A 12,580-nucleotide genomic window follows, 5' to 3' on the forward strand; every position below is an offset into this window, starting at 1 on the left:
AATACGACAGAAGAATAGGTGATGATCATGAGCAGTTCTAATCAAGCAGTATCTAACCAACAAGCCACACTACAAATCACTGGCATGACTTGCGCAGCATGTGCGAGCCGTATAGAGAAAGGCCTGAATAAGCTGGAAGGCGTTGCACAAGCAAACGTGAACTTCGCCATGGAGCAAGCATCGGTCAACTTTGACCCTTCTCAAGTCAACATGTCCCAATTGGAACAGAAAATTCAAGCCCTGGGATACGGTACGGTAAAGGAGTCCATTGACTTCGATATTGTAGGCATGACCTGCGCAGCATGCGCCACGCGCATCGAGAAGGGCCTTAACAAAATGAGCGGCGTAAAAGCGACGGTAAACTTAGCTTTGGAGACGGCACATGTGGAATTTATTCCATCCATGACAAGTGCTGCGGATATGATCAAGAAAGTCGAACAGATCGGCTATAAAGCTAAACCGAAGAGCGAGCAGACGAATGAAAGCGATCATAAGAAAAAGGAAGTTCGCAGCCTGCAGATCCGGTTGATTGTATCAGCTATTCTCTCTTTGCCGCTTCTCTGGGCTATGGTTGGGCATTTCTCCTTTACGTCATGGATATGGGTACCTGAGATTTTCATGAATCCATGGTTCCAATTGATATTAGCCACTCCGGTACAGTTCATTATTGGCAGCCGATTCTATGTCGGAGCTTACAAGGCGCTGCGCAACGGCAGTGCGAATATGGATGTATTGGTAGCGCTCGGCACATCTGCTGCCTACTTCTATAGTGTTTACTTAACCATCGAATCATTAAATGCATCCGCACATCATCAAGTTGAGATGTATTATGAGACGAGTGCCGTGCTGATCACGTTAATCTTGCTGGGTAAATTATTCGAGACACTGGCGAAAGGCCGATCTTCCGAAGCGATCAAAGCATTGATGGGCTTACAAGCCAAGTCGGCTATCGTTATACGGGATGGTCAGGAAGTTAGTATTCCGGTAGAAGACGTAGTAGCTGGAGATGTATTCCTCGTTAAACCTGGCGAGAAAGTGCCAGTCGATGGTGTAGTGCTTGAAGGGTTATCGGCAGTCGATGAATCGATGTTAACCGGTGAAAGTATCCCGGTAGATAAGCAGACAGGAGATCAAGTCATTGGAGCAACGCTGAACAAAAACGGCGTGCTTAAAGTTAGAGCGACCAAAGTCGGCAAAGAAACGGCGCTTTCCCAAATCATCAAAGTCGTAGAAGAAGCGCAAGGCTCGAAAGCGCCGATTCAAAGGGTAGCCGACGTAATTTCGGGAATATTCGTCCCGATCGTCGTTGGGATCGCGATCGTCACTTTCTTGATCTGGTACTTCGCTGTCGATGCAGGCAATTTCGCAGAGGCGTTGGAGAAGGCAATTGCCGTTCTGGTTATAGCATGCCCGTGTGCGCTAGGTCTGGCTACGCCAACATCGATCATGGCTGGTTCGGGTCGATCCGCTGAACTCGGTATTTTGTTCAAAGGCGGCGAGCATTTAGAATCCACGCATCGCATTAGCACTATTATATTGGATAAAACGGGAACGGTAACGAAAGGCAAGCCGGAATTGACCGATGTTCGGATTGAGCAAGGCTATAATCGGGAACAGCTCTTGTCCTGGATTGCTGCAGCGGAGAAAAACTCGGAGCATCCGTTAGCGGAAGCGATCGTGGCTGGCATTCAAGAGCAAGGTATTTCTCTCCCATCGACAGATTCCTTTCAAGCGATACCTGGGTTTGGCATTGAAGCTACAGTTCAAGGGAACGAATTGCTAATAGGAACCCGAAAGTTATTGGCGAAAGCTAACGTGAACGCGGAGTCCGCTTTTGAGGAAATGAGCCGACTGGAGTCGGTTGGAAAAACAGCGATGCTGGTTGCGGTTAACGGGAAGTACGCTGGTATGGTAGCCGTAGCGGACACGATTAAAGATACATCAAAGCAGGCAGTTGCCAGATTAAAGCAGCTCGGTTTGGAAGTCGTGATGATGACAGGCGACAATGAACGTACGGCGAAAGCCATTGCGAGCCAAGTTGGAATCGACCATGTGCTGGCGGAAGTGCTGCCGGATGGTAAAGCCAACGAGGTCAAGCGATTGCAAGAAAGCGGTAAGAAGGTCGCAATGGTTGGAGATGGAATTAACGATGCGCCGGCATTGGCAATTGCGGATATCGGGATGGCGATCGGAACGGGAACCGACGTGGCCATGGAGGCCGCGGATGTTACTTTAATGCGCGGGGACTTGAACAGTATTCCGGACGCGATCTCGATGAGTAAGAAAACGATGGTAAACATTAAGCAAAACTTGTTCTGGGCGCTTGCTTATAATGTCATCGGCATCCCGATCGCAGCGCTTGGATTCCTTGCACCATGGCTCGCCGGAGCAGCTATGGCTTTAAGCTCCGTCTCCGTTGTGCTGAATGCGCTGCGTCTACAAAGAGCAAAAGTATGAAGTTATTCATATTATGGAGGCTAAAATGAAACGAATTTATTTGATCGGATTGCTAGTGGCACTAGTTCTTGTTGCTGCTTGCGGAAAACAAAATAAACAAGAAACAGATACTCATGGTGCTCATGGCGGGAATTCTCTAGCAGCATCACCCGCTGCATCTAGTGCCGGAGAGCACGGAGAAGCTCACGGAGAAGAACATGCTGGCGAGACGAAGAAGGTAGAGACGAATGCCGACTGGAAATGGTCTGAAGAAACGCCGAAATCCGGAGAGAATACCTTAATAACCGTACAAATTCAAGATACGGACGGGAAGGCCATCGAGGAATTCGATATTAATCACGAGAAGAAGCTCCATCTCATCGTGGTTAGCAAAGATTTAGCTTACTTTGACCACATCCATCCGGAATACAAAGGGAATGGGCAATTCGAAATCACGACATCGTTCCCTTCCGGTGGAGATTATAAGTTATTCGCCGACTATATTCCTACCGGCGGATCCGCCACAACGAAGTCCGAATGGATCAAGGTGGAAGGGCTAGCCGCTGAACAAGTTCCGATTAAACCATCGGATCAACATTCCGTGATCGTGGACGGGGTAGAAATCACACTCGAAAACAATCATCCGGAAGCCGGCAAAGAAATGGAGTTGAACTTCAAACTTTCGGATGCGAAGTCCAAAGATCCGATAACGGATCTAGAGCCTTACCTAGGCGCTGTTGGGCACGTTGTGATCCTAAGCGAGGATACAGAGCAGTATTTGCATGTACACCCGATGGAGGAAAAAGCGAAAGGCCCGGATGCGAAATTCATGACGACTTTCCCGAGTACCGGCGTATATAAGATCTGGGGACAATTTCAACGAAACGGTAAAACTTTTATCAGTCCTTTTGTAGTTGAAGTGAAATAATGTAATCTCAAGTCCGCGATGAAAATCGCGGGCTTTTTTTAGTTATCGGACAATGTTCATGTCATCCGGCACAAATAGCCTATGGTATAGTAAGGAAATAGATTGATTATATTTAACGACTTTACATAGATAGGATAGGTGTGCAGCTTGAAACAACGCATATTGCTGGTAGAAGACGACCGATCGATTAGCGAAATGGTAGAGGCTTATTTGACGTTAGAAGGCTTTCATATCGTACATGCGGCAGATGGAGAAGAAGCATTGCGGTTATTTTCTCAGGAAACGTATGATTTGGTATTGCTGGATGTCATGCTTCCAAAGCTTAGTGGCATTGATTTTCTGAAGAAGATTAGGGAGCATAGTCTGCTTCCGGTCCTCATTTTATCTGCTAAGGATGGCGACGTGGACAAAGCATTAGGACTCGGTTTCGGAGCGGATGATTATTTGGCCAAACCGTTCTCGATGATCGAACTGCTTGCAAGGGTAAAGGCGGTGATTCGCAGAGCTACGCAATACTCAGGTGTTCGGGAGCAGGCAGTACCCAATGTTCTTCGCGTTCATGAGCTTACGATAGATACGGATAATATTGATGTAAGCAAACGGGGTAAGTCGATTAAGCTTACTTCAAAGGAATGGCAGATCATTAAGCTTTTAACGATGAACCCGACTAAAGTGTTTACGAAGGAACAAATATACAGGTCGGTTTGGAACGATGACTATTTTGGAGATGAGAACGTCATAAACGTTCACATTAGCCGCTTGAGAGAGAAGATCGAAGACGATCCATCGTCACCACAATATATAAAGACGTTATGGGGCATCGGATATAAGCTGGGAGAATTTTAATATGGTTTATAGTTTAGTAGGTATCATTGTCATACTCGCTATCTTAAATGTCATTCAGTATCAAATGCAGCGGGGGAGAAGTTCGAGTATACGCTATATATCGGAACAGATAAGCTGGCAACGTGAACAACGTTCGTATGAGAAGCTGCTGCTTATGATCGATGATCGTGAACTGAAGTCTTTGCTGGTGCAGTTGAACCGTCTCTTCGTTGATAACCAGAATAAGCTGGCGCAGTTTACTAAAACGAATCGCTCCATGAAGAAAATGCTCGCTAATTTTTCGCATGATTTGAAAACCCCGCTAACCGTCGTGCTCGGCTATGCCGAAATGATACAAGGCAGCCGCGAGATGGAACCTGAAGAAAGAGAACGTCTTCTGCTGCTAATCCATGAGAAAACGCTGGAGATTATTAAGCTGATGAATGGTTTCTTCGATCTTGCCAGGTTAGAAGCGGGTGATAAAGACATTCCGCTATCGCGAATACATATAAACGAGCTATGCAAAAAAAGTATTTTGTCCTTTTACGATATGGTGCAGGCGAGTGGCTATGAGGCAGATATTCAAATTCCAGAAGAAACGATCTACGCTTTAGGGAATGAGGAAGCGTTGGAGCGAGTGCTCAGCAATTTATTGTCCAATGCTATTCGTTACGGCAGTGACGGAAAAAGGATAGGCATTGCGGTGAGCTGTGACGAGACACACGTTATGATCGACGTTTCGGATTGCGGGAAAGGAATTAGTTCTCGGAATCAGGAGCTTGTTTTTGAAAGGATGTTTACTTTGGAGGAGTCTAGGAACAAGGCTTTTCAGGGGAGTGGACTGGGCTTAACGATTACGAAAAGACTCGTGGAGGAAATGAATGGCGAGATCACATTGCAAAGCGTCCCGTTCGAGAAAACGACGTTTACGATTAAGCTCAAACGCATGACCTAATCGCAAAGTAAGATATTTGTTAGAAATAAGCAACAAATAAGATAAAGGTCTTCGATAAACTGAGAATTAGTTACAACGTAGAAAGAAGGAGAGAACAAGTGGAATATATTTTAAGAACAGGCGGCTTGACCAAAGCATTCGATGGCAGGGAAGTCGTTAGCAATGTGAGTATGAGTGTGCGGAAGGGCGAAATATACGGCTTCCTTGGTCCAAATGGTGCGGGAAAAACGACGGTTATGAAAATGCTCACGAATTTAATTAAACCTACTGCTGGGCAAATCGAATTGTTTAATAAGCCGTTGACGCCTTCCACGTATGATGTGTTTAGAAGAATGGGGAGCATCATCGAGATGCCGGTTTTTTATGAAAAGCTGACAGCCAAGCAAAACCTGCAGCTGCACAATGAGTATATGGGCTACCATGATGACAAGGTCATTGGTGAGGTACTCGATATGGTCGCGCTGCGTAACGTCGATGATAAAGCGGTAAAAAACTTTTCGCTCGGGATGAAGCAAAGATTGGCGATCGCAAGAGCGATTATGAACAGACCTGAATTGCTCATACTGGATGAGCCGATTAATGGGCTTGATCCTGCCGGTATTAAGGAAATTCGCAATCTGCTCCAGATGTTAAGTACAGATTATGGGGTTACTATCCTCATATCGAGTCATTTACTTAGTGAAATAGAACAAATGGCCAATACGATTGGCGTAATCAGCGGCGGCAGACTAATTAAGCAGGTTTCGATGGCAGATGTCAGGGGCCAGAATTCGGAATATATCGAGCTCATAACGCCTGATCGGACAAAGGCATGCGCCGTTCTAGCCAACGAACTCAAGCTCACTAATTTTAAAATTATAAATGAAAATATGATTCGCATTTTCGAATCGGGAGCAATGCAGACAACAATTTCGAAGGCGCTAGCGTTAAACGATGTGAGCATCGAGTCACTGAACAAGAAGTATACTTCATTGGAGCAGTATTTCCTCGATTTGATTCAAGGAGACGAGGTGAAGCATCCATGATCAAGCTAATGAAGCTGGAAATAGCGAAAATGGGATTAGGTTGGTACGTGAAGGCAGCGATCATAGCGAACGTCGTTATCGTTATGCTGATGTTCATGATCAGTTACTTTGAGGGAGTGGAAGGGAAATACGAGCTCGCTAATATGGGAGAGTTGTATATTATAATTGGCGCGATGGTTAGATCGACGTTTATTGTAATGGCTTCCGTTCTAATTAGTAAATTAATTATTGATGAATATAAGAAAAAAACCATTTTTGTTATGTTCATGTACCCGGTCAGTCGCAAAAAGCTGCTTGCAGCCAAGCTGGCGATTGTCGCTCTACTTACGTTTATAGCGATCGTTATCTCGCATATTTTCACTTTGTCTACGATTATAGGCATTAATCATTTTTTTCATATTATAGAAGAAGCACCGGTGGCATTGGACTATGGTTCGCAACTAACGAGTATTGTAACTTTTGCCTTTGCAGCAGCAGGAGCAAGTTTAGTTCCGCTTTATTTCGGCATGCGCAAGCATTCGGTGCCTGCAACTATTCTGTCCTCACTCTTAATCGTCATGCTGACGAGTTCGAGTAATCCTGTTTTTTCCCTCGCAACAATCATTTATATTCCGCTTGGTTTAGCCGCTATTGGCGTGGCAATCGCCTGGGCGACGGTTCGAAATATCGAGCAAACGGATGTTTTGTAGAGGAGATTTAACATAAATACAGAGCATGGTAGGGCGTGACCTCTATGCTTTGTATTTTTTATTTTGAACCTATATTAAACACCAAGCCCTATTAATTGACATAGATTATAGGAGCAAGAAAAACTAGAGTGTCGTTTGGAGGTGGATAGCTGCAATATGATTTTGGCAAAAAAGAAATCAGAAAAGGCTACGGGTAAGCAAATGGGGGCCACATTTATGTGATCCCCATTTGCTTGTTAAGGTTAATATTTATGCATCTTCCCACTTCTGTTTGAAGAACAGCTGATATACCTTCGTAACAACGATTTTTACCATCATATATACCGGTATAATAATGATCACTCCGATGATTCCGAATGCGTCACTGCCAACAAGCACTAATAATATGGTGGTGAGAGGGTGAATATCCAACTGTTTTCCGAAAATATAAGGTGACAAAATATTATCCTGTATTTGCTGTGAGACAAGAATGACCACTAACGACCAAATGGCGACGGAGGGTGATTCAATTAAGCCAATAATGACGATGGGTACTGCAGACAGAATGGCGCCTATAAAAGGAATAAAGTTCATAATAACGGCAACTACAGTCAGTAGAAGGGCGTATGGCAGGCCAATAATGAGGAAGCCGATATACATGAGTACGCCGAGTGCCAGGTTAACAACGACTCTCCCCACAATGAACCCGCTAAGAGCAAGATCAATATCCTGCATAGCTTTATTGCCATCCTCACGGTACCGCTTAGGCATGAAACTAACGATTTTCTGACCGAATTTATCCCCCTCCTTCAACATGTAAAAGAGAAGAATCGGGAAGGTAAACAAAACGAGCGCGAAATTAGAAATAAAAGAAAACATCCCTGTTAAATAGTTAGTCAAAAATGAGAATCCTTTGTTCAGATATTCAGTCAGTCTTGAAAATGGACTTACATCTTCCGGTAAAATATCCGCTAAAAACCCGTTCTGATCCAACTCTTGCAACTGTTTGCCTAATGAATTGAAAAGGTTAGGTGCATTGTTTACTAAATTGAAAAACTGAGTACGCAGTGAAGGAAATACCCCCACTATAAATAAACCAAATAGCACAGCAGCTGCTAAATAAATAATGATAATAACCCACGGTCTCTTTAACTTAGGCCTCTCCATCCAGTTTACAAGCGGGCGCAATAGATAATAGAAAAAAGAAGCTAACATCAACGGGATCATAATAATGCTAAATAAAGAAACGAAGGGCTTGAAAATAAAATCGACAAGTGATGCTAAATAAATAATGGCAAGGACTAAGATTACAGCGATACAAATTTTGAGAAATCGGTTCAACGAGATCAAGAGGCTCACTCCATTTTGTGCGAATTATTTTTAGTATTGAATATTATTATTGCCATTAATAAATTCGTTTAGACTTTGGGAAACTTCAAGTTCCAGCTCTATGTCAAATGAATATGTACATATTATCGCATAAAAACATAGAGGAATATAACCAATAAATTAATATTGAAAAATAGTTTACAAGAGATTCATTTGTTAAAAATTTCTTTGATAAATTTAAAATAACGAATGCACTGGTATCGGATATGGAAATTATATTTACAAAAAGAAAACACAACTTAAATTAATGTAATTATATTACATTATAAATATAACAAACAATTATCATACTAGTATAAAATACATCACATTAATACTTGACAGTGTTTAAAATTGACATTAGTATATGAACCAAATAGGTAATGAAATCCAAAAACAAGAATATATATATTGAATATGCATTAAAGTGGTAGCTATATTGATTTAAATTTATATCAGAAGTGGTTTTCTATCCTATTAAAAGTCAGAAAATTTAGAATATTAGGTCTTTAGTATGATTACGTTAGGAGGATTCCATTGAATAAAGAACTGCTGAAAATTGAGAATTTAACGACCTCTTTTCGTATTGCGGATCATTATTATGCAGCAGTGGATGATGTGACGCTAACGGTAAGAGAAAATGAGGTTCTTGCGATTGTTGGGGAATCAGGCTCTGGCAAGAGTGCGCTAGCCTATTCTATCATGGGCCTCCATACGAGAGCAAAGATAGAGGGGAATATTTATTACCAGGGACAGGACATTGCTCATATGTCACCTTCCATGCTGAATAAGCTGAGGGGAAAAGAAATAGGTATGATCTTTCAAGATCCTTTATCAGCATTAAATCCCCTCATGATCGTAGGCTCCCAGATTGAAGAGGTTATTCTCCTGCATCAACCTAGGTACTCGAAGAAGGAAAGGGCGGACAGGGCGATCGAACTGTTAACTAAAGTCGGAATTCCTCGTCCTGAGCATACCTATGGGCGTTACCCTCATGAATTATCCGGAGGAATGAGACAGCGTGTCATTATTGCGATAGCGATTGCAAATAATCCTAAGCTATTGATTGCTGATGAACCTACTACCGCGCTTGATGTAACGATACAACTGCAAATTCTAGATTTGCTGAGACAGTTGAAGGACGAAAGCAAGGCCGGCATTGTTTTAATTACACATGACTTAGGTGTTGTTGCAGAAATGGCTGACCGAGTCGCTGTTATGTATGCCGGACAAATTGTTGAAATTGCTGATATTTACACGCTCATCTCTAAAGCGCAGCATCCTTATACCAGATCGTTGTTGCAATCCATTCCTACTGCTAGTGAAGCAAAGTCTAAGCTCCATGTTATTCAGGGAATTGTGCCGTCTCTTCAGAACCTCCCAAGGCAGGGCTGCCGTTTCCGATCGAGGATGCCCTGGATTGCTGATGCTGCACATGAAGCGCACCCGGAAATGCATGAAGTTTCTCCGGGCCATTTCGTTAGATGCAGCTGCTATAAGCACTTCCACTTCCCTGATCAGAAGGAGGATCATCAACATGTCATTTCTTGAGATCAGCGATCTAAAGGTACATTTTCCGAATCGTGGAGGTCTTTTTAGTAGAAAGGGTCAACCGATCAAAGCGGTAGACGGCATACATTTCTCCATGGAGCAGGGACAGACCTATGGTTTAGTAGGTGAGTCCGGCTCTGGCAAGACCACGACAGGCAGAGCCATCATAGGATTAAATGCCATTACATCAGGCAACGTTCTCTTCGAAGGACGTCAGCTAGCGGCAGGTGGGCTTCAAAGACATTCTGGTTTTCATAGAGACATTCAAATGATTTTCCAAGACCCCTATTCTTCCTTGAACCCGAAAAAACGCGTGCTAGACATTATCTCCGAGCCCTTACGAAATTTTGAGAAACAGTCTGCTGCAGAAGAGAAGCGCAGTGTACAACAGTTATTGGAACAAGTGGGCTTAAGCCCTGAATCCATATATAAATACCCTCACGAGTTTTCGGGAGGTCAAAGGCAAAGAATTGGGATTGCCAGAGCCATTGCTCTGAAACCGAAGCTAATTATTGCCGATGAACCGGTGTCGGCGCTGGACGTATCTGTTCAAGCGCAGGTGCTAAACTTCATGCAGGACATTCAGAAGGAACTAAACCTTACCTATTTATTAATTAGTCATGATCTCGGCATTATCCGGCATATGTGCGATCATATTGGCATTATGTATAAAGGTCGTTACGTTGAACGAGGGACGACAGCCGATATTTTCAATGATCCACAGCATATATATACAAAGCGCCTTATCTCGGCTATACCTGATATTGATCCAACGAAGCGGGAGGAAAAATACTCGTTTCGGAAATCGGTGAAGGCGGAATATGAACAAGCCTATGAGAACTATTTTGACGAGGATGGCTTGGCATATCCGTTAAAATCGATTTCAGAAACACATTTCGTGGCTTTGCCTGGGAAAGGGTGAGGACGATGTGGCGCACAGTTGTAAGAAGAATAGTCATTATGATTCCTCAAATTATATTATTAAGCATTCTCGTATTTATAATGGCCAAGGCCATGCCGGGGGATGCGCTGACTGGCCTGCTCGATCCGAGTATAGACCCAGCTGCGCTGGATGCACAGCGTGAGAGGCTGGGGCTAAACAATCCGTGGTATGTGCAGTATTGGGACTGGATTACAAAAGCTATTCAAGGTGACTTCGGGCAATCGTTTCGCTTCAAAATGCCGGTGTCTGATCTGATTGGTCAGCGCATGATGAATACCGTTTGGTTATCCATCGTTACGTTAGTACTTACCTACATCATAGCTATACCGCTTGGAATTATAAGCGGTCGCTATAACGACACGTGGGCTGATCGATTTATTACAGGGTATACCTATATTGGATTTGCTGCCCCGCTTTTTATATTCGCTTTAGTGATGTTATGGGTGTTCGGTTTTCATTTTGGTTGGTTTCCAACGGGAGGAAGCGTTGCTCCAGGGATGGAACCTGGTACCCTCCAACATGTTATGAGCAAATTTTATCATTTACTGCTTCCATCCGTATCGATGGCACTCATTGCGACCGTGACAACCGTCCAATATCTTCGAAGCGAGATTATCGATACGAAGCAAAAGGATTTCATTATAACGGCAAGAGCAAAGGGTGCCTCAGAATCCCGCGTTTATAATCGCCATATTTTAAGAAATTCGTTATTGCCGATCGCAGCATTTTTTGGTTACGAAATTACAGGGCTTATTGGAGGTACGGTGTTCATTGAGGGCATCTTCAGTTATCCGGGAATGGGTGAGTTATTCTTAAGCTCCATCTCGCTTCGGGATTTCAGTGTCGTTACTGCACTTGTTTTATTGTATGGAGTGGCCTCTATTCTCGGAGCATTAATCTCTGACATTGTTTTAAGTATTGTTGATCCTCGTATTCGAATTAAATAAGAACTCGAGACGTTGAGGTGAAAGAAATGAGAAAGACTAACATCCCTATAACCGCGCTTCCGGGACCGGACAAAAGCCCGTCAAGCTGGAATATTATCTGGCGGGAAATCGTACGAGATAAGTTGGCTTTTGCATCGCTAATCTTTTTAAGCTTAGTCATTTTGTCTGTTTACGGGATATCTCTTGTTCTAAATCAGGAACAAATTGTAACGGTTGATTTATTCGCACTGAAACAGCCGCCGTCGGCCGAATATTGGCTAGGTACGGATTATGGAGGACGCGATGTTTTTGGGCAGTTAATTATCGGAACTCGGAATTCATTATCCATAGCTTTTATTGTTACTGCATTTACAGGTGTAATTGGCGTTTTCATAGGACTCATTTCTGGTTATTTCGGAGGTACGGTAGACAATATCTTTATGAGATTTGTAGACTTTTTTATGATATTGCCGACTTTAATGATCGTTATTGCGTTTGTTACGGCCGTGCCAAAATATAATATCTGGTCTTTCTCGCTTATTATGACAGCTTTTCTATGGATGGGGATTGCAAGATTGATTCGTTCGAAAGCGCTGCAGGAGAAGGAGCTTGATTATGTTCAAGCATCAAAAACGTTAGGCTCGTCTAACTTTAAAATCATGATGGTACAAGTATTACCAAATTTAAGTTCCATTATTATTGTAACGATGACATTGAACTTGGCGGCGAATATCGGTTTGGAGTCTGGACTCTCATTCCTCGGCTTCGGTTTTCCCGAGAGCATGCCCAGCTTGGGTACGTTAGTCAGTTATGCTAGAGACCCGCAAACGCTAGAGATTAGATGGTGGATATGGTTACCCGCATCGATACTGATTCTAGTACTGATGTTGAGTATAAACAATGTCGGTCAAGCGCTAAAGCGTGCGACGGATGCAAGACAAAGAAAAGGATAATA

Annotated in this window: 11 protein-coding genes; 10 read left to right on the forward strand and 1 reads right to left on the reverse strand. The window is 43.3% G+C overall.

Annotated elements, in window-relative coordinates:
* The first annotated feature begins 27 nt into the window (after positions 1-27).
* The 6 genes from AC787_RS19775 (at position 28) to AC787_RS19800 (ending at position 6,858) form a co-directional block, all read left to right on the forward strand.
* The gene (locus AC787_RS19775) at positions 28-2,457 is read left to right on the forward strand and encodes a heavy metal translocating P-type ATPase (RefSeq protein ID WP_054027153.1); all 2,430 of its coding nucleotides are present in this window, start codon (positions 28-30) and stop codon (positions 2,455-2,457) included.
* A gap of 25 nt (positions 2,458-2,482) precedes the next feature.
* Complete coding sequence (locus AC787_RS19780) at positions 2,483-3,364, forward strand: hypothetical protein (protein ID WP_054026362.1); 882 nt, start codon at positions 2,483-2,485, stop codon at positions 3,362-3,364.
* 162 nt (positions 3,365-3,526) lie between these two features.
* Positions 3,527-4,210 carry a response regulator transcription factor gene (locus AC787_RS19785; protein WP_082361011.1) on the forward strand — a complete coding sequence of 228 codons (684 nt, stop codon included), beginning with the start codon at positions 3,527-3,529 and terminating at the stop codon, positions 4,208-4,210.
* A 1-nt stretch (position 4,211) separates the two neighbouring features.
* Positions 4,212-5,144, forward strand: coding sequence for a sensor histidine kinase (locus AC787_RS19790; protein WP_054026363.1), 933 nt, complete (start codon positions 4,212-4,214; stop codon positions 5,142-5,144).
* A 98-nt stretch (positions 5,145-5,242) separates the two neighbouring features.
* Positions 5,243-6,169 (forward strand): ATP-binding cassette domain-containing protein, encoded by a 927-nt coding sequence (locus tag AC787_RS19795; protein ID WP_054026364.1) that lies wholly within the window; start codon positions 5,243-5,245, stop codon positions 6,167-6,169.
* Positions 6,166-6,858, forward strand: a complete 693-nt coding sequence (locus AC787_RS19800) for an ABC transporter permease (RefSeq protein ID WP_054026365.1) — start codon at positions 6,166-6,168, stop codon at positions 6,856-6,858. The genes AC787_RS19795 and AC787_RS19800 overlap by 4 nt, the downstream gene beginning before the upstream one ends.
* Before the next feature lie 249 nt (positions 6,859-7,107).
* On the opposite strand, the gene AC787_RS19805 is transcribed toward AC787_RS19800, so the two are convergent.
* Positions 7,108-8,187 carry an AI-2E family transporter gene (locus tag AC787_RS19805; RefSeq protein WP_054026366.1) on the reverse strand — a complete coding sequence of 360 codons (1,080 nt, stop codon included), beginning with the start codon at positions 8,185-8,187 and terminating at the stop codon, positions 7,108-7,110.
* A 555-nt stretch (positions 8,188-8,742) separates the two neighbouring features.
* On the opposite strand from AC787_RS19805, the gene AC787_RS19810 reads away from it, so the two are divergent.
* Genes AC787_RS19810 through AC787_RS19825 form a run of 4 tightly spaced genes read left to right on the forward strand, consistent with a single transcriptional unit; the run spans position 8,743 to position 12,578 of the window.
* Entirely contained in the window at positions 8,743-9,756 is a 1,014-nt protein-coding gene (locus AC787_RS19810; protein ID WP_054026367.1) for an ABC transporter ATP-binding protein, read from the forward strand.
* On the forward strand, positions 9,743-10,678 hold the full coding sequence (locus AC787_RS19815; RefSeq protein ID WP_054026368.1) for an ABC transporter ATP-binding protein: 936 nt from the start codon (positions 9,743-9,745) through the stop codon (positions 10,676-10,678). The genes AC787_RS19810 and AC787_RS19815 overlap by 14 nt, the downstream gene beginning before the upstream one ends.
* 5 nt (positions 10,679-10,683) lie before the next feature.
* The gene (gene opp4B, locus AC787_RS19820) at positions 10,684-11,646 is read left to right on the forward strand and encodes an oligopeptide ABC transporter permease (protein WP_054026369.1); all 963 of its coding nucleotides are present in this window, start codon (positions 10,684-10,686) and stop codon (positions 11,644-11,646) included.
* A 26-nt stretch (positions 11,647-11,672) separates the two neighbouring features.
* The gene (locus AC787_RS19825) at positions 11,673-12,578 is read left to right on the forward strand and encodes an ABC transporter permease (RefSeq protein WP_054026370.1); all 906 of its coding nucleotides are present in this window, start codon (positions 11,673-11,675) and stop codon (positions 12,576-12,578) included.
* Positions 12,579-12,580: the final 2 nt, after the last annotated feature.

This window comes from Bacillus sp. FJAT-28004, assembly GCF_001280845.1.
Taxonomy (GTDB): domain Bacteria; phylum Bacillota; class Bacilli; order Paenibacillales; family Paenibacillaceae; genus Pristimantibacillus.

Coding starts and splice junctions, on each gene's coding strand:
- AC787_RS19775 (WP_054027153.1), top strand. CDS start 28: ATGAGCAGTTCTAATCAAGCAGTATCTAACCAACAAGCCACACTACAA.
- AC787_RS19780 (WP_054026362.1), top strand. CDS start 2,483: ATGAAACGAATTTATTTGATCGGATTGCTAGTGGCACTAGTTCTTGTT.
- AC787_RS19790 (WP_054026363.1), top strand. CDS start 4,212: ATGGTTTATAGTTTAGTAGGTATCATTGTCATACTCGCTATCTTAAAT.
- AC787_RS19800 (WP_054026365.1), top strand. CDS start 6,166: ATGATCAAGCTAATGAAGCTGGAAATAGCGAAAATGGGATTAGGTTGG.
- AC787_RS19815 (WP_054026368.1), top strand. CDS start 9,743: ATGTCATTTCTTGAGATCAGCGATCTAAAGGTACATTTTCCGAATCGT.
- opp4B (WP_054026369.1), top strand. CDS start 10,684: ATGTGGCGCACAGTTGTAAGAAGAATAGTCATTATGATTCCTCAAATT.
- AC787_RS19825 (WP_054026370.1), top strand. CDS start 11,673: ATGAGAAAGACTAACATCCCTATAACCGCGCTTCCGGGACCGGACAAA.